At 72.7% G+C, this 17109-nt stretch carries 11 protein-coding genes; 4 read left to right on the top strand and 7 right to left on the bottom strand.

The window, feature by feature from the left end; translation table 11 throughout:
- Positions 1-51 precede the first annotated feature (51 nt).
- On the top strand, positions 52-1065 hold the full coding sequence (lgt, locus tag AB0L59_RS05245) for a prolipoprotein diacylglyceryl transferase (RefSeq protein ID WP_365579347.1): 1014 nt from the start codon (positions 52-54) through the stop codon (positions 1063-1065).
- Between the two features lie 92 nt (positions 1066-1157).
- On the opposite strand, the gene AB0L59_RS05250 is transcribed toward lgt, so the two are convergent.
- Genes AB0L59_RS05250 through AB0L59_RS05280 form a run of 7 tightly spaced genes read right to left on the bottom strand, consistent with a single transcriptional unit; the run spans position 1158 to position 9177 of the window.
- Positions 1158-1976: a CoA ester lyase gene (locus AB0L59_RS05250; RefSeq protein WP_365579349.1), complete on the bottom strand. Its 819-nt coding sequence runs from the start codon at positions 1974-1976 to the stop codon at positions 1158-1160.
- Positions 1973-3169 carry a CoA transferase gene (locus AB0L59_RS05255; RefSeq protein WP_365579351.1) on the bottom strand — a complete coding sequence of 399 codons (1197 nt, stop codon included), beginning with the start codon at positions 3167-3169 and terminating at the stop codon, positions 1973-1975. The genes AB0L59_RS05250 and AB0L59_RS05255 overlap by 4 nt, the downstream gene beginning before the upstream one ends.
- A gap of 31 nt (positions 3170-3200) precedes the next feature.
- Positions 3201-4094 carry a ribokinase gene (gene rbsK / locus AB0L59_RS05260; RefSeq protein WP_365579353.1) on the bottom strand — a complete coding sequence of 298 codons (894 nt, stop codon included), beginning with the start codon at positions 4092-4094 and terminating at the stop codon, positions 3201-3203.
- Positions 4091-5590, bottom strand: a complete 1500-nt coding sequence (locus AB0L59_RS05265) for an ADP-ribosylglycohydrolase family protein (RefSeq protein ID WP_365579355.1) — start codon at positions 5588-5590, stop codon at positions 4091-4093. Before AB0L59_RS05265 ends, rbsK begins: the two co-directional genes overlap by 4 nt.
- A complete protein-coding gene (locus AB0L59_RS05270) occupies positions 5578-6795 on the bottom strand; it encodes an ADP-ribosylglycohydrolase family protein (protein ID WP_365579357.1) in 1218 nt (405 codons plus the stop codon). The genes AB0L59_RS05265 and AB0L59_RS05270 overlap by 13 nt, the downstream gene beginning before the upstream one ends.
- Before the next feature lie 7 nt (positions 6796-6802).
- Complete coding sequence (locus AB0L59_RS05275; protein WP_365579359.1) at positions 6803-7921, bottom strand: ADP-ribosylglycohydrolase family protein; 1119 nt, start codon at positions 7919-7921, stop codon at positions 6803-6805.
- Positions 7918-9177 (bottom strand): ADP-ribosylglycohydrolase family protein, encoded by a 1260-nt coding sequence (locus tag AB0L59_RS05280; protein ID WP_365579361.1) that lies wholly within the window; start codon positions 9175-9177, stop codon positions 7918-7920. Before AB0L59_RS05280 ends, AB0L59_RS05275 begins: the two co-directional genes overlap by 4 nt.
- Positions 9178-9437: 260 nt before the next feature.
- Between AB0L59_RS05280 and AB0L59_RS05285 the strand changes: the two genes are divergently transcribed.
- The 3 genes from AB0L59_RS05285 (at position 9438) to AB0L59_RS05295 (ending at position 16679) form a co-directional block, all read left to right on the top strand.
- Positions 9438-10169 carry a VIT1/CCC1 transporter family protein gene (locus AB0L59_RS05285; RefSeq protein ID WP_365579363.1) on the top strand — a complete coding sequence of 244 codons (732 nt, stop codon included), beginning with the start codon at positions 9438-9440 and terminating at the stop codon, positions 10167-10169.
- A gap of 458 nt (positions 10170-10627) precedes the next feature.
- On the top strand, positions 10628-15223 hold the full coding sequence (gene gltB, locus AB0L59_RS05290; RefSeq protein ID WP_365579531.1) for a glutamate synthase large subunit: 4596 nt from the start codon (positions 10628-10630) through the stop codon (positions 15221-15223).
- Complete coding sequence (locus tag AB0L59_RS05295) at positions 15216-16679, top strand: glutamate synthase subunit beta (protein WP_365579365.1); 1464 nt, start codon at positions 15216-15218, stop codon at positions 16677-16679. The genes gltB and AB0L59_RS05295 overlap by 8 nt, the downstream gene beginning before the upstream one ends.
- The last annotated feature ends 430 nt before the right edge of the window (positions 16680-17109 follow it).

Below are 17109 nucleotides of genomic sequence, written 5' to 3' on the forward strand. Positions count from 1 at the left end.
GCCGGGCTGCTTGCCGTCCCCACGGCCCGGCACGGTAGCGTCGGACTTGCCATGGAACTTGCCTACATTCCCAGCCCGTCGCGCGGGGTGCTCTATCTCGGCCCCATCCCGCTGCGCGGCTACGCCTTCTGCATCATCATCGGCGTCTTCGTCGCCGTCTGGCTCGGCAACAAGCGCTGGATCGCGCGCGGCGGCCGGGCCGGCACGGTCGCGGACATCGCGGTCTGGGCTGTGCCGTTCGGGCTGGTCGGCGGCCGGCTGTACCACGTGATCACGGACTACGAGCTGTACTTCAGCCCGGGCCGTGACTGGGTGGACGCCTTCAAGGTGTGGCAGGGCGGCCTGGGCATCTGGGGCGCTATCGCGCTCGGCGCGCTCGGCGCGTGGATCGGCGCGCGGCGCCGCGGCATCCCGATGCCGGCCTACGCCGACGCCGTCGCGCCCGGCATCGCCTTCGCGCAGGCCATCGGCCGCTGGGGCAACTGGTTCAACCAGGAGCTGTACGGCCGCGAGACACACGTTCCCTGGGCGCTGCACATCACCTCCTCCGAGGGCGGCCGGGTGCCGGGCTACTACCACCCGACCTTCCTCTACGAGTCCCTGTGGTGCATCGGTGTGGCCTTCCTGGTCATCTGGGCCGACCGTCGCTTCAAGCTCGGCCATGGCCGGGCGTTCGCCCTGTATGTCGCCGCGTACTGCGTGGGCCGCGGCTGGATCGAGTACATGCGCGTGGACGACGCGCACCACATCCTGGGCCTCCGCCTGAACGACTGGACCGCGATGATCGTGTTCCTGCTGGCGGTGGCGTACATCGTGGTGTCGTCGAAGCTGCGCCCGGGACGGGAAGCCGTCGTCGAGCCGGGTGTCCCCGACGGCCCGGCCGACGGTGCGGAGGGCACCGACGAGGCCGAGGGCAAGGCGGAGGCGGAGGACCAGGCGGAGCACGAGGCGCAGGGCAGGGCTGAGCCGGACGCGGTGGAGGCCGAGCCCGATGCCGTGGAGGCCGATGCCTCGGCGGCGGAGGGCGAGAAGGACCAGGCCGAGTCGGCGACCAAGAAGAGCTGACCGGCGGTCGCAGGACGCCGAGGGCGCCCGGAGCCACGCGGCGGCAGCCGCGCATGAACAGGGCCCGGGCGCCTCGGCGTGTCCGGGAACGGTCAGACCCGGTACGCCAGCGACAAGGTGCGCTGGGCCAGCGCCACCGCCGCCGCGTCGATGAAGCGCCCGTCGGGCAGGGCCTGGGCGCCCTGGTCCGCGGCCGCCGCCTTCAGGATCGTCTCCGCGTGTTCGACCTCTGCCGGGGTGGGCAGATAGGCCCGCTCGATCACCGGCAGCTGCCGGGGGTGGATCGCGGCGCGGCCCAGGAAGCCGAGGGCGCGGCCGTGGGCGCAGGAGGCGGCGAGGCCGTCCAGGTCGCGGATGTCGGGGTGGACCGACTGGGGCGGTGGGGCGAGGCCGGCCGCGCGGGCGGCGACGATCACCCGGGAGCGCGGCCAGTCGAGGCCCGAGTCGCCCCGTACCCCCAGGTCGGCCCGTAGATCCGCCTCGCCGAGGGCGATGCCCCGCAGAGCCGGGTGGGCGGTGGCGATGGCATGGGCGCGCTCGATACCGAGGGCCGTCTCCAGAAGGGCGTACAGCGGGACGGGGGTGGCGGCGGCGACCTTCCTGATCTCGTCCGGGGTGGTCACCTTGGGCAGGCGCAGGCCCGAAAGACCCGGGAGCGTGGCCAGCACCGTCAGGTCCGCGGCTGCCCAGGGGCCGTCCAGGGCGTTGACGCGGACGTGGACCGGGACCGGCCGGGGGCCGGGGTCGGTGAGGAGGTCGGCCGTGGCCGCGCGGGCGTACTCCTTGCGGTCCGGGGCGACCGCGTCCTCCAGGTCGATCACCACCACGTCGGCGCCCGCGGTGAGCGCCTTGGCCACCACGTGCGGGCGGTCGCCGGGGACGTAGAGCCAGGTGAGCGGGGTCCGGTTCACAGGGCTCCCTCCGTGCGCAGGGCGGCGACCTCCGCCGGGGTCAGGCCCAGCTCGGTGAGCACGGCTTCGGTGTCGGCGCCGTGCGGACGGCCGGCCCAGCGGATCGCGCCGGGCGTCGCGGAGAGCCGGAAGAGGACGTTCTGCATGCGCAGCGGGCCCAGTTCGGGGTCGTCGACGGTGGTGACCGTGCGCAGCGCCTGGTACTGGGGGTCGGCCAGGACGTCCCGCACGTCCTGGACCGGGGCCACCGCCGCCTCCGCCTTCTCGAAGGCGGCGAGGACCTCGGCGCGGGTGCGGGCGGCGATCCAGGAGCCGACCGCCTCGTCCAGCACGTCGGCATGGGCCGCGCGGTCCGCGCCGGTGGCGAACCACGGCTCCGCGATCAGCTCCGGGCGGCCCACCAGGCGCATCACCCGCTCCGCGACCGACTGCGCCGAGGTGGAGACGGCGACCCAGCGGCCGTCGGCGGTGCGGTAGGTGTTGCGCGGGGCGTTGTTCTGGGAGCGGTTCCCGGTGCGTTCCTGGACGTGGCCGAGCTGGTCGTACCAGGTGAGGTGGGGGCCGAGGACCGCCAGGATCGGCTCGATGATCGCCATGTCGACGACCTGCCCGGCGCCGGTGCGCTCCCGCGCGGCCAGGGCGGTGAGCACGGCGTAGGCGGTCGCCAGACCCGCGACCGAGTCCGCGAGACCGAACGGCGGCAGCGTGGGCGGCGTGTCCGGCTCGCCGGTGATCGCGGCGAAACCGCTCAGGGCCTCGGCGAGCGTGCCGAAGCCGGGGCGGTGCGCGGACGGGCCGAACTGGCCGAAGGCCGTCACCCGGGCGAGGACCAGCCGGGGGTTGGCGGCCGTCAGTTCCGCCCAGCCCAGGTCCCACTTCTCCAGGGTCCCCGGGCGGAAGTTCTCGATCACCACGTCGGCCGTGGCGGCGAGCCGGAGCAGCAGGGCGCGGCCGCCGGGGGTGGACAGGTCCAGGGTGATGGTCCGCTTGTTGCGGCCGAGCACCTTCCACCACAGGCCGACACCGTGCTTGGCCGGGCCGTGCCCGCGGCAGGGGTCCGGCCGATGCGGATGCTCGACCTTGATCACCTCGGCGCCGAAGTCCCCGAGCAGCGTGGCGGCCAGCGGGCCGGCGAAGAGGGTCGCGAGGTCCAGCACCCGCAGACCGGCCAGGGGCGGTGTCGTCGTACTCATGCGTCGTACCTCGTGCCTCGTGTGCTCTGCCTCAGGCGGTGAACTGGGCGTCGATCTCCGGGCGGTACGGCATCGATGCCGACGCCCCGGCCCGCTGGACGGAGATCGCCGCGGCGGCCGCGGCCCAGGACAGGGCCTCCCGCACCGGTTTCTCCTCGGCGAGGGCCACCGTGAGCGCCCCGACGAAGGTGTCGCCGGCCCCCGTGGAGTCCACGGCGGTCACCCGCGGCGCCGGGATCACCAGCGGCTCGGTGCCCCGGGCCAGATAGAGGCTGCCGGTCGCGCCCAGGGTGACGACGACCTCCGGCACCAGGTCCAGCAGGGCGGCGGCCGCCTCGCGCGGGTCGGTGCGGCCGATGAGGGTGATCGCCTCGTACTCGTTGGGCACCAACAGATCGGTGACGGCGAGGAGTTCGGGCGGCAGCGGCTGGGCCGGCGACGGGGTGAGGACCGTACGGACCCCGTGCCGGCGCGCCGCCTCCGCGCCCAGGACGACCGCGCGCAGCGGGATCTCCAGTTGCAGCAGCAGGGCGTCGGCGGAGGCGATCACGCCCTCGTCGCCGGGGGAGAGATGGTCCACGGTGCCGTTCGCGCCGGGGATGACGACGATGGAGTTGGCGCCCTCGTCGTCCACCACGATGTGCGCGGTGCCGGACGGGCCCTCGACCGTCCGCAGGAAGTCGGTGTCCACACCGGAGTGTTCGAGGGTGTCGCGCAGGCGCAGGCCGAAGGCGTCGTTGCCGACCGCGCCGACCATCGAGACGGTGGCGCCGGCGCGGGCCGCGGCGATCGCCTGGTTGGCCCCCTTGCCGCCGGGGATCGTGTGGAACTCCCGCCCCGTCACGGTCTCGCCGCGCTGCGGGGCCTTGGTGACATAGGTGACGAGGTCCATGTTGGTGCTGCCGAGGACGACGATGTGGGTCATGGGCGGGTCGCTTCCAGATGGGTGAGGTGGGCGAGGGTGTCGAAGCCGGTGCCGTCGAAGTCGGCGACGGTGGTGGTGAGCCGGTTCTTCAGCGGGGCCCGCCAGCGGTCGGGGAGCGCGGCGGCCTCGCCCGCGAGCAGCCCCGCGACGCTGCCGGCCGTGGCGCCGTTCGAGTCCGTGTCCCAGCCACCCGACACGGCACGGCAGATGGAGCCGGTGAAGTCGCCGTCCGCGTGGGTGAGGGCGGCGGTGAGCAGGGCGGTGTTGGGGACGGCGTGGACCCAGTGGTGGGCGGGGGAGTAACGGGCATGCAGCTCGTCGACGACGTCGTCGAAGTCCTCGTGGGCCTCGGCCAGCCGGACGGCGTGGTCGACCGCCCGCGCGAGCCGGGAGCGGGGCGGGATCACCCGGCGGCCGGTGCGCAGGCAGGAGTGGACGTCGTGGCCGCCGGTGGCGGCGGTGGCGATCACGGCGGCCGTGAACATCGCCGCGTAGACGCCGTTGGCGGTGTGGGTGAGGACCGCGTCGCGGTGCGCCTGTTCGGCGGCGGCGGCCGGGTCGCCGGGGTTGGTCCAGCCGTGCACGTCGGCGCGGATCAGGGCGCCGATCCACTCGCGGAAGGGGTTGCGGTGGCGGGCCGTGTGCGGGGGTTCGACACCGCTGAGGAGGTTGCGGTAGGCGATGCGTTCGGCGGTGAAGGTGCGGCCGGGCGGGAGTTCGTCCAGCCAGAGCCGGGCCACGTCGGCGGTGGTGAAGGTCTTTCCGTGCCGGCGCAGCAGGAGGAGGTTCAGCAGGGGGTAGTCGAGGTCGTCGTCCTCTGGCATGCCGTCGATGTTCTCTGCGAGGCAGGTGGAGGCGGAGCGGCGGTTCCAGGGGTGGGCGGCGAGGAGGTCGTCCGGGACGCCGGCGGCGGTGAAGTACGTGGTGAGGGGCCAGTTGCCGGCGGCCCGGGCGAGGGCGCGGATGCCGTCGAGGGGGAGCTTCTCGACGGGTTTGCCGAGCAGACAGCCGATGGCCCGGCCGAGCCAGGCGGCTTCCAGGGCGGCCGGGGTGGGGGCTGGACCGCTTGCCCGCGCCGGCGGAGTGCCGCTGCCCGCGGCGTCGGCGTGATTCGAGTTCGGCGGCCGCGACTCCCCAGGGGCGCGGGGAACGGCGTGGTCAGCCGCGTCAGGCCCGCCGCCGGGCGACGACGGGTGGTCGCTGCTCGGTGGCGCCGGCCAGTTTGGGCACAGGGACTTGATGCGGGTCAGGTCCGTCGGCTCGTCGTGGGACAAGCCGCTGGGGAGGTCGGCCAGTTCGTCCAGGAGGTCTTCTGCCAGGAGGCGCAGATACCGCGAGACGCCGTGGGCCGACGCTCCCGCGCGGGGCGGTGCGTCCGGACCGCCCGCCGCTCGCCAGCGGGCCTCGATCGCCGACGGCTCCCGCCCGTCCAGGCGCGCCTGGCGCAGCTCGTGGCCCAGCAGGTCCTCCGGCTGGACCCAGGTCAGTCGGAGCATCCGGTGCCTCCGAGGGCCGTGAACGCCTGCTCGTGGGCGCGTCGGCGGCATACGTCCCGCGCGAAGACCTCCCGCGCGACCTCGGTGAGCGTGCGGGCCGGCTCCCACAGGTCCAGCCGGCTGGCCTCCGCCACCGTCTTCGCCCAGTCCTGGGGGACGGGCGAGCCGAGGGCGCCCGCGAGGGCACCGGCCATCGTGGCGATCGAGTCGCAGTCGCGGCCGTAGTTGACGGCGCCGAGGACGGCGTGCCGGTAGTCGCCGCCGGAGACCAGCACCATGCCGAGGGCGATGGGCAGTTCCTCGATCGCGTGCAGCCGGGAGGGGCGGCGGGCGGCCAGGGAAGGGGCGCGGTAGTCCGGGCCGACGGTGTCGTACGGGGCCACCGCCGCACGCAGGGGCCGCAGCGCCGACTCGAAGTCGCTGTGCCGGCAGGCCACTTCGCAGACCTTCTCGATCGCCTCCCGCGTGCCGTCCTTCGCCAGGGACAGGCAGGCGGTGACGACCGAGTCGGGGGTCGCCCCGGGCATCGTGGCGGCGGCGACGGCCGCGGCGAGGACACCGGCCGCCTCACGGCCGTACGACGACTGGTGCGCACCGGCGATGTCCAGGGCCTCGGCGTAGGCCGCGGCCGGGTCGGCCGCGTTGACCAGGCCGACGGGGGCCATGTACATCGCCGCGCCGCAGTTGACGATGTTGCCGACGCCCGCCTCGCGGGGGTCGGCGTGGCCGTAGGCGAGCCGGGCCACGAGCCACTTCTCGGCGAGGAAGAGGCGGTGCAGGGGCAGGGCCTCTTCCTCCAGCTCCGGGATCCAGCGCGGGTTGGTCATCAGGTCCGGGACCAGATGGTCGGCGATCGCGTACGCGTCGAGGTGGTCACGGACACGGGCGTACACCCGGATCAGCGCGTGGGTCATCAGGGTGTCGTCGGTGACGTGGCCGTCGCCCTTGTGGTACGGGGCGACGGGGCGGGCGGTGCGCCAGGCGTCGCCGTGCCAGGGGCCGACGACGCCGTGGACGCTGCCGCCGTGGCGCTCGGCGATCTGGTCGGGGGAGTAGCCCTCGACGGGACCGCCGAGGGCGTCGCCCACGGCGGCTCCGACGAGGGCACCGGTGATCCGCTCGTCGAGCGTGTGCACGGGCCAGTGCGGGGACGACCCGCCGCACTCTGGGTCTGCTTCGAGTCCTTTGGACTCCTTGGGCGTCATGTCCGAATCATCCTCCTGGGCGGGCCGGTTGTGCGGCTTCCAGGAGTCCGGCGAGTTCCACCAGGTCGGTGCCGGTGAGACGGGGCAGCGCGCAGCCGGACAGGGTGCGGCAGGCGTCCCGCCAGGTCCGCGGGATGGCCGCGCCGCCGCCGAGGGCTCCGGTGAGCGCGCCCGCGAGGGCGGGGGCGGAGTCGGCGACCCGGGACAGGCAGACGGCGGCGGGTACGGCCTCGGTGATACGGCCGCCGGCGGCGGTGGCCAGGGCCAGGGCGACCGGGACGGTCTCGGCGGCGGCGATGCCGTAGCTGTAGACGTGGTCGAGGATCTGGTGCTCCAGGAGCGGTACGAGGGCGAAGGCGGACTCGCTGTCCTCGGCCAGGGCGAGCGCGTGGCGGGCATTGCGGCCGATCTCGGTGTCGGGCGGGAGCTCGGCGAGCGCGGCGGTCACACATGTCTCCGGCTCGGCGCCGGCGAGGGCGAGCGCGAGGGCCGCGGCCATGGCACGGGCGCCGTGCACGCCGTCGCCGTCCTGGGTGTAGCGGGCGTCGAACTCGGCGAGGGCGGCGGCGTGTTCGGGGTCGCCGGGGTGGGCGACGGCGAGGACACAGGCGCGGACGCAGGCGGCGTCGTCGAAGTAGTGCGGATTGTCGTGGCCGGTGGCGGGCGGGCGCAGGCCGGTGGCGAGGTTACCGAGGCCGGCGCGGACGGAGATGCGGGCGCGCAGGGGGAGTACGGCGGACTCGATCTCGGGCGCGCGGTCCGCCGCGGCGGCGACTTCCGCGGCCACGGCGGTCCAGGTGAGATCGATGGCGGCGCGGGTACGGCGCTCCCGGCTGAGGTCGCCGAGGACGTCGTCGTCGCCGGCCCGCAGCACCGCCTCCGCGGCGAAGGCCGCCCATTCGGCGTCGTCGGAAGGGCCGAGGCGGAGGGGCTCGGGGGGCTGGTTGAGGGCGATCGGCACCGGGAGGGTGGTGGTGGCGTTCTGCTCGGCGAAGGTGTCCAGCTCACGGGTCAGGCGGCGGGTCCACTCGGGCATGCGGGCGGCTCGGTGCCGGGCCGCGGGCCAGCCGGCGGCGTCGCCCGCGGCGAGACCGAGCAGGAGCCCCTCGATACGGCGCACGGTCATGGCCGCCCCTCGCTGTCCTGCGCCCCGGAGCTCCCGGCCCCCACCAGGTGGCTCCGCCCCGGCCTGTCGGCCGCCGCTGTCTCCGGTGGTCCGTCCGGCGGATCTGGTGGCTGGTCGTGCGGTAGGGGCTCAGGTGTTCTCGGTGGCTGTGCCGTCGGGGCCGGCGGGCTGTCGGCCGCCGCTTCCTCCTGCAGCAGCCCCGACACCTCCTCCGTCGCCCCTTTCGGCGCCACCCCCGACCCCCGCTTCCCACTCTCACCGGGGACCAGCAGTTCGGCGATGTCCAGGACGTGGTGGCCTGCCATGGACGGCAGGCAGCGGCCGAGGGCCGGCCCGATGGGCGTGGCCCAGTGGGGCGGGATCGCGGACATGCCGTGGGTCGCGCCGGCCAGGGCGCCGGCCACCGCCGCCGTCGTGTCGGCGTCACGGCCCATGTTGACGGCGGTCAGGACGGCCTGGACGAAGTCGCCGTCGGCCGCCGCGTACGCGCCGAAGGCGAGGGCGACCGCCTCGGGGGCCAGATCGGTCCAGGGATAGCCGCCGATGACGACCGCGGAGCGGACCGCGCGTTCGCCGCGGTGGGCCACGGCCACCGCGCGGCGCAGGGAGCGTGCCGTCCAGGAGTCCTCGGGGACCACCGCCAGCGCGGCGGCGATCACCACCGGCACCGGCGCTCCGGTCATCGCCGCCGCCACCCCGGCCGCGACCGCCTGGCCGCCGTAGATGCCCTCGCCGTCGTGGCTCACCGAGCCGTCGATCGCCACCAGGCGGGCCGCCTCGGCGGGGCGGCCGGCCGCGTAGACGCCGAAGGGGGCCGCCCGCATCGCCAGGCCGTCGCTCCACGCGTGGCGGTGCTGGGCCGAGACGGGGGCAGCGAGGCCGCGTCGCAGGTTCTCCAGGGTGCCGCGTTCGCTGAAGCCCGCGCCCCGGAAGGGGCCCTCGGCACGATCGGCGATCCACTCGTGCCAGGCCGCCTCCACATGGGCCGGGGTGAGTGCCGAGCCGTGCCGGGCGAGCAGCAGTCCCGAGAAGATCGCGTACTCCGTGTCGTCCGTACCGCAGGGGTGGTCCGTGACGTACCCCGTGATGCGGCCCCAGCGGGCGCGGATCTCGGACGGCTTGAGGTTCTCCGCCGGCGCTCCCAGCGCGTCTCCGACGGCCAGGCCGAGCAGCGCGCCGCGGGCCCTGGCGCGGAGTCCGGCGGCGTCGTCGGGCACGGGCACCGGAACCGGGGGAGTGCAGGCGATCGATGCCATGGGCGGCCTCCTTCAGCGGGACCACGAAGACGCTTTGCGGATGTGTGCCACACGCCGCCGCTCCGCGAGCCTCCGGAGGGTTCTCGTCACCCGCTTGGCATCTGAGCAAGATCATGCACGTATGAGCAAAGAAGGTAAAGGTGCAGGTTAGCCGAGCCTTTCCTTGGTGGCGAGAGTGGATGAATGGGCGTACGTTCTGTGTTGTCGAAAAGTAGAACTCGTCCAAAGTTAGCTTTGGCTAAGCTATCCCAGGGGTCCGCATGGCCGTCATAGAAACCCAGGCCGCGCTGCACGAGGCGCACCGGGACAACCACACCCACCGCGACGTCAACGGTGGCTGGCTGCGCCCCGCCGTCTTCGGCGCCATGGACGGCCTCGTCTCCAACCTCGCCCTGATGACCGGCGTGGCCGGAGGGGCCGTGAGCCAGCAGACCATCGTCATCACCGGGCTCGCGGGGCTCGCCGCGGGCGCCTTCTCCATGGCGGCCGGTGAGTACACCTCGGTCGCCTCCCAGCGGGAGCTGGTCGAGGCCGAGCTCGACGTCGAGCGCCGTGAGCTGCGCAAGCACCCCCAGGACGAGGAGGAGGAGCTCGCCGCACTCTACGTGGCCCGCGGGGTCGAGCCGGAGCTGGCCCGGGAGGTCGCGCGCCAGCTGTCCAAGGATCCCGAGCAGGCCCTGGAGATCCATGCCCGCGAGGAGCTGGGTATCGACCCCGGCGATCTGCCCTCGCCGCTGGTCGCCGCCGTCTCGTCGTTCGGCTCGTTCGCCCTGGGCGCCCTGCTGCCCGTGCTTCCGTATCTGCTCGGCGCGCATGTGCTGTGGCCGGCCGTGCTGCTCGCCCTCGCCGGACTCTTCGGCTGCGGTGCCGTCGTGGCCAGGGTGACCGCGCGCAGCTGGTGGTACAGCGGGCTGAGGCAGCTTGCGCTGGGCGGAGCCGCGGCCGGTGTGACGTACGCCCTGGGCATCCTGTTCGGGACGGCCGTAGGATAGCGATCCGGCTACTTATGCGTCGGGCCGCATAGGTAGCCACCAAAGCCTGTTACTCGCTGGTTTCGACCGCGTGACCACCGGGCATGAGCCGTAAGCGCGCTGCGGGCAATGACGCCTGCCGCACCCCGCGGGCTGAGTGAACCGCTCCTCCCGCCCCCCTCGGGCCGCCGGACGCCGATCCGACCGATCTTGTCCGCAGCGGTTCCCCTCACGCGTTCGCCGCCACCGCGCGGCACCCGGGCCGCCCCGCGCGACCCCCCTGCCGCCCTGTGCGGCACCACCGCCGCCACCGTGCGGCACACGCCACGGACGCCGTGGCGTCCGCATGTTGGAACGGAGTATCCGCTTCCCGAGAACCGCTCCATCATGTAACCTGCACGAAATTTCGCCACTTCGCAGAGGGCCAACGTCGTCCCTCGGCACTTGCCACATGCCTCATGACGACGACGGGAGAGCCGATGCGTACGCCGCGCCAGCCGTCCCAGCATTCCGCGAATGGCCAGAACTGGTCGTTCATGGATGCTCGCCCTGCTGCGCAGGGTATGTACGACCCCCGCAACGAACACGACGCCTGTGGCGTCGGTTTCGTCGCCACCCTCACCGGCGAGGCGTCCCACACGCTTGTCGAGCAGGCGCTCACCGTGCTGCGCAACCTGGAGCACCGCGGTGCCACCGGCTCCGAGCCCGACTCGGGTGACGGCGCGGGCCTGCTCTCCCAGGTGCCCGACGCGTTCTTCCGCGAGGTGGCCGGATTCGAGCTGCCCGCCGCCGGCTCCTACGCCGTCGGTATCGCCTTCCTGCCGGTGGACGGGGCCGCCGAGGCCGTCTCACAGATCGAGACGATCGCCGACGAGGAGGGTCTGAACGTCCTCGGCTGGCGTGAGGTCCCGGTCGCGCCCGAACTGCTCGGCGCCACCGCCCGCTCCACCATGCCGCTCTTCCGGCAGATCTTCGTCGCCGACCACGCCAGCGAGGGCATCGCGCTGGACCGGAAGGCGTTCGTGCTGCGCAAGCGCGCCGAGCGCGAGGCCGGTGTCTACTTCCCGTCGCTCTCCGCGCGCACGATCGTGTACAAGGGCATGCTGACCACCGGCCAGCTGGAGCCCTTCTTCCCGGACCTGTCCGACCGCCGCTTCGCCTCCGCGATCGCGCTCGTGCACTCCCGGTTCTCCACGAACACCTTCCCGTCGTGGCCGCTCGCGCACCCGTACCGCTTCGTCGCCCACAACGGTGAGATCAACACCGTCAAGGGCAACCGCAACTGGATGCGCGCCCGCGAGTCCCAGCTGGTCTCCGACCTGTTCGGCCCCAAGGAGAAGCTGGAGCGCGTCTTCCCGGTCTGTACGCCGGACGCCTCCGACTCGGCCTCCTTCGACGAGGTGCTCGAGCTGCTGCACCTGGGCGGCCGTTCGCTGCCGCACTCCGTGCTGATGATGATCCCGGAGGCGTGGGAGAACCACGACTCCATGGACCCGGCCCGGCGCGCCTTCTACGGCTTCCACTCCACGATGATGGAGCCCTGGGACGGCCCCGCCTGCGTCACCTTCACCGACGGCACCCAGGTCGGCGCCGTGCTCGACCGCAACGGTCTGCGCCCCGGCCGCTACTGGGTCACCGACGACGGCCTGGTCGTCCTCGGCTCCGAGGTCGGCGTCCTCGACATCGACCCGGCCAAGGTCGTCCGCAAGGGCCGGCTGCAGCCCGGCAAGATGTTCCTGGTCGACACCGCCGAGCACCGCATCATCGAGGACGACGAGGTCAAGGCGGCCCTCGCCGCCGAGAAGCCGTACGCCGAGTGGCTGGAGGCCGGCGAGATCGAGCTGGGCGACCTGCCCGAGCGCGAGCACATCGTCCACACCCACGCCTCGGTCACCCGCCGCCAGCAGACCTTCGGCTACACCGAGGAGGAGCTGCGCGTCATTCTCGCGCCGATGGCCCGCACCGGCGCCGAGCCGATCGGCTCCATGGGCACGGACTCGCCGATCGCGGCCCTGTCCGAGCGCCCGCGGCTGCTCTTCGACTACTTCACCCAGCTGTTCGCACAGGTCACCAACCCGCCGCTGGACGCGATCCGCGAGGAGCTGGTCACCTCCCTGCGCTCGTCGCTGGGCCCGGAGGGCAACCTGCTGAACCCGACGGCCGCCTCCTGCCGCTCGGTCACCCTGCCCTTCCCGGTCATCGACAACGACGAGCTGGCCAAGCTCATCCACATCAACGCCGACGGCGACATGCCGGGCTTCAAGGCCGCCACCCTGTCGGGCCTGTACCGGGTCTCCGGCGGCGGTGACTCCCTCGCCGCGCGCATCGCGGAGATCTGCGCCGAGGCCGACGCGGCCATCGAGAACGGCGCCCGGCTGATCGTCCTGTCGGACCGCCACTCGGACGCCGAGCACGCGCCGATCCCGTCGCTGCTGCTCACCGCGGCCGTCCACCACCACCTCATCCGCACCAAGCAGCGCACCCACGTGGGCCTGCTGGTCGAGGCCGGCGACGTCCGCGAGGTCCACCACGTCGCCCTGCTGATCGGCTTCGGCGCCGCCGCCGTCAACCCGTACCTGGCGATGGAGTCGGTCGAGGACCTGCTGCGCGCCGGCACCTTCCTGGACGGCCTGGAGCCGGAGAAGGCCATCAGGAACCTGATCTACGCCCTCGGCAAGGGCGTCCTGAAGGTCATGTCGAAGATGGGCATCTCCACCGTCGCCTCCTACCGCGGCGCCCAGGTCTTCGAGGCCGTCGGCCTGGACGAGGCCTTCGTCGAGAAGTACTTCGACGGCACCGCCACCAAGATCGGCGGCGTCGGCATCGACGTCATCGCCAAGGAGGTCGCTGCCCGCCACGCCAAGGCCTACCCGCCCTCCGGCATCGCCCCGGCGCACCGCGCGCTGGAGATCGGCGGCGAGTACCAGTGGCGCCGCGAGGGCGAGCCGCACCTGTTCGACCCGGAGACGGTCTTCCGCCTGCAGCATTCCACGCGCACCGGTCGCTACGACATCTTCAAGAAGTACACGGACCGGGTGAACGAGCAGTCCGAGCGCCTGATGACGCTGCGCGGCCTGTTCGGCTTCAAGTCCGACCGGCAGCCGATCTCCGTCGACGAGGTCGAGCCGGTGAGCGAGATCGTCAAGCGCTTCTCCACGGGCGCCATGTCGTACGGCTCCATCTCCAAGGAGGCGCACGAGACCCTCGCCATCGCCATGAACCAGCTGGGTGGCAAGTCCAACACCGGCGAGGGCGGCGAGGACCCGGACCGCCTCTACGACCCCGCGCGCCGCTCGGCGATCAAGCAGGTCGCCTCCGGCCGCTTCGGCGTGACCTCCGAGTACCTGGTCAACGCGGACGACATCCAGATCAAGATGGCCCAGGGCGCCAAGCCCGGCGAGGGCGGCCAGCTGCCCGGCCACAAGGTCTACCCGTGGGTCGCCAAGACCCGACACTCGACGCCGGGCGTCGGCCTGATCTCCCCGCCGCCGCACCACGACATCTACTCCATCGAGGACCTGGCCCAGCTGATCCACGACCTCAAGAACGCCAACCCGGCGGCACGTATCCACGTGAAGCTGGTGTCGGAGGTCGGCGTCGGCACGGTCGCGGCCGGTGTGTCCAAGGCGCACGCGGACGTCGTGCTGATCTCGGGTCACGACGGCGGTACCGGTGCCTCCCCGCTGACCTCGCTGAAGCACGCGGGCGGTCCCTGGGAGCTGGGCCTCGCCGAGACCCAGCAGACCCTGCTGCTCAACGGCCTGCGCGACCGGATCGTGGTCCAGACGGACGGCCAGCTGAAGACCGGCCGTGACGTGGTCGTCGCCGCGCTGCTCGGCGCCGAGGAGTTCGGTTTCGCGACCGCTCCGCTCGTCGTCTCCGGCTGCGTGATGATGCGCGTCTGCCACCTGGACACCTGCCCGGTCGGCATCGCCACCCAGAACCCGACCCTGCGCGACCGCTTCGCCGGCAAGGCCGAGTACGTGGTGAACTTCTTCCGGTTCATCGCCGAGGAGGTCCGCGAGATCCTCGCCGAGCTGGGCTTCCGCTCCATCGAGGAGGCCGTCGGCCACGCCGAGGCGCTCGACGTCCAGCGGGCCGTCGACCACTGGAAGGCGCAGGGCCTGGACCTGGAGCCGCTGTTCCACGTGCCGGACCTGCCCGAGGGCGCCCCCCGCCACCAGCTGGTCGCCCAGGACCACGGCCTGGAGAAGGCGCTGGACAACGAGCTGATCAAGCTCTCCGCCGACGCGCTGGCCGCGAATGACGCCACCGAGGCCCAGCCGGTGCGCGCCCAGGTCGCCATCCGCAACATCAACCGCACGGTCGGCACCATGCTCGGCCACGAGGTGACGAAGAAGTTCGGCGGCGCGGGCCTGCCCGACGACACCATCGACATCACCTTCACCGGTTCGGCCGGCCAGTCCTTCGGCGCGTTCCTGCCGCGCGGCGTCACGCTGCGCCTGGAGGGCGACGCCAACGACTACGTCGGCAAGGGCCTCTCCGGCGGCCGGATCGTCGTCCGCCCGGACCGGGCCGCCGACCACCTCGCCGAGTACTCGACCATCGCGGGCAACACCATCGGCTACGGCGCCACCGGCGGCGAGCTGTTCCTGCGCGGCCGCACCGGTGAGCGCTTCTGCGTCCGCAACTCCGGCGCGCTGGTCGTCTCCGAGGGCGTGGGCGACCACGGCTGCGAGTACATGACCGGTGGTCACGCGGTCGTCCTCGGCCCGACCGGCCGCAACTTCGCGGCGGGCATGTCCGGCGGCATCGCCTACGTCATCGACCTCGACCGCGACAACGTCAACGTCGGCAACGCCGGGTCGGTCGAGGCCCTGGACGAGACGGACAGGCAGTGGCTGCACGACGTGGTGCGCCGCCACGCCGAGGAGACCGGCTCGACCGTCGCCGAGAAGCTGCTGGCCGACTGGGACGCGTCCGTGGCCCGGTTCAGCAAGATCATCCCCAGCACGTACAAGGCAGTGCTCGCCGCCAAGGACGCCGCCGAGCGAGCCGGTCTCTCCGAGACCGAGATCACCGAGAAGATGATGGAGGCGGCGATCAATGGCTGACCCGAAGGGCTTCCTGAACCACGGCCGCGAGGTCGCCCGGACCCGTCCCGTCGGTGAGCGCGTCAAGGACTGGAACGAGGTCTACGTCCCCGGCTCCCTGCTGCCGATCATCAGCAAGCAGGCCAGCCGGTGCATGGACTGCGGCATCCCGTTCTGCCACAACGGCTGTCCGCTGGGGAACCTGATCCCCGAGTGGAACGACTACGCCTACCGCGAGGACTGGACGGCCGCGTCCGAGCGCCTGCACGCGACCAACAACTTCCCGGAGTTCACCGGTCGCCTCTGCCCGGCTCCCTGTGAGTCGGCGTGTGTGCTCGGCATCAACCAGCCGCCGGTCACCATCAAGAACGTCGAGGTCTCGATCATCGACAAGGCGTGGGACGCGGGCACCGTCGCCCCGCAGGCTCCCGAGCGCCTGTCCGGCAAGACGGTCGCGGTCATCGGCTCGGGTCCGTCGGGTCTCGCCGCCGCCCAGCAGCTGACCCGGGCCGGACACACGGTCGCCGTCTACGAGCGCGCGGACCGCATCGGAGGCCTCCTGCGGTACGGCATCCCCGAGTTCAAGATGGAGAAGCGGCACATCAACCGCCGTATCGAGCAGATGCGCGCGGAGGGCACCCGCTTCCGTACCGGTGTCGAGGTCGGCCGCGACATCAACGCCCGCGACCTGAAGAAGCGCTACGACGCGATCGTGATCGCCGCCGGCGCCACCACGGCCCGTGACCTCCCCGTCCCCGGCCGCGAGCTCAAGGGCATCCACCAGGCCATGGAGTACCTGCCGCTGGCCAACAAGGTCCAGGAGGGCGACTACGTCACCGCCCCGATCTCGGCGGAGGGCAAGCACGTCGTCGTCATCGGCGGCGGTGACACCGGCGCGGACTGCGTGGGTACCGCCCACCGGCAGGGCGCGGCCTCCGTCACCCAGCTGGAGATCATGCCCCGCCCGAACGACGAGCGGCACGCGACGAACCAGCCCTGGCCGACCTTCCCGATCCTGTACAAGGTCACCTCGGCCCACGAGGAGGGCGGCGAGCGGATCTACTCCGCCTCCACCACCCACTTCGAGGGCGACGAGGACGGCAACGTGCAGTGGCTGCACCTGGCCGAGGTGGAGTTCGTCGACGGTAAGTTGACCCAGAAGCCGGGCACCGAGCGCAAGATCCCCGCCCAGCTGGTGACGCTGGCCATGGGCTTCACCGGCACCGACCGGGAGAACGGCCTGGTGGACCAGTTCGGCCTGGAGCTCGACGCACGCGGTAACATCGCCCGCGACGCCGACTTCCAGACCAACGTGCCGGGTGTGTTCGTCGCCGGTGACGCCGGCCGCGGGCAGTCCCTCATCGTGTGGGCGATCGCGGAGGGCCGCTCGGCCGCCCGCGGTGTCGACCGGTTCCTGACCGGTGCCAGCGACCTGCCGGCCCCGATCCGCCCGACCGACCGCGCCCTGGCGGTCTGACGGCATCCCCACAGACGTCCCGTACAAAGGCGTACGGAACACCTGACGACGCCTGCCCTGTCCCCGACCGGACGCCCGGGCAGGCGTCGTTGCTTTTCCGCGGGCCGTGGCTACTCGTACCAGACGCCGGCGAGCGGGCCACGCTCGGTGACGGCCCGCACTCCGGGCGGCAGGACGGCCCTGCCCGGATCGCCGCGGATGTGCTGGTACAGCGTGGGAGTGGGCAGGCCGACCGTCTGGATCCAGCCACGGCCGGCACATGGCCGGCCGCGATCAGCTCCTCCGCCTGCCCCGCCGGGGCCAGGTCCCTGTCGTACGACTGGGAGATCGTCTGGTCGTCGTCGGCGAAGGCGAACCGTGCCGCGTAGGCGTACCACTCGTCGTTCAGCCAGACGTAGAGCACGACGGGCTTGTCCAGCACCGTGCGGAA

It is taken from the genome of Streptomyces sp. NPDC052109 (assembly GCF_040680195.1).
Lineage (GTDB): Bacteria > Actinomycetota > Actinomycetes > Streptomycetales > Streptomycetaceae > Streptomyces.

What these genes read in the sequence shown, in the direction of transcription:
- AB0L59_RS05270 (WP_365579357.1), bottom strand. Translation starts at nt 6,795, where the DNA reads ATGACGCCCAAGGAGTCCAAAGGACTCGAAGCAGACCCAGAGTGCGGC.
- AB0L59_RS05265 (WP_365579355.1), bottom strand. Translation starts at nt 5,590, where the DNA reads ATGCTCCGACTGACCTGGGTCCAGCCGGAGGACCTGCTGGGCCACGAG.
- AB0L59_RS05280 (WP_365579361.1), bottom strand. Translation starts at nt 9,177, where the DNA reads ATGGCATCGATCGCCTGCACTCCCCCGGTTCCGGTGCCCGTGCCCGAC.
- gltB (WP_365579531.1), top strand. Translation starts at nt 10,628, where the DNA reads ATGCGTACGCCGCGCCAGCCGTCCCAGCATTCCGCGAATGGCCAGAAC.
- AB0L59_RS05275 (WP_365579359.1), bottom strand. Translation starts at nt 7,921, where the DNA reads ATGACCGTGCGCCGTATCGAGGGGCTCCTGCTCGGTCTCGCCGCGGGC.
- AB0L59_RS05285 (WP_365579363.1), top strand. Translation starts at nt 9,438, where the DNA reads ATGGCCGTCATAGAAACCCAGGCCGCGCTGCACGAGGCGCACCGGGAC.
- AB0L59_RS05295 (WP_365579365.1), top strand. Translation starts at nt 15,216, where the DNA reads ATGGCTGACCCGAAGGGCTTCCTGAACCACGGCCGCGAGGTCGCCCGG.
- AB0L59_RS05255 (WP_365579351.1), bottom strand. Translation starts at nt 3,169, where the DNA reads ATGAGTACGACGACACCGCCCCTGGCCGGTCTGCGGGTGCTGGACCTC.
- rbsK (WP_365579353.1), bottom strand. Translation starts at nt 4,094, where the DNA reads ATGACCCACATCGTCGTCCTCGGCAGCACCAACATGGACCTCGTCACC.
- lgt (WP_365579347.1), top strand. Translation starts at nt 52, where the DNA reads ATGGAACTTGCCTACATTCCCAGCCCGTCGCGCGGGGTGCTCTATCTC.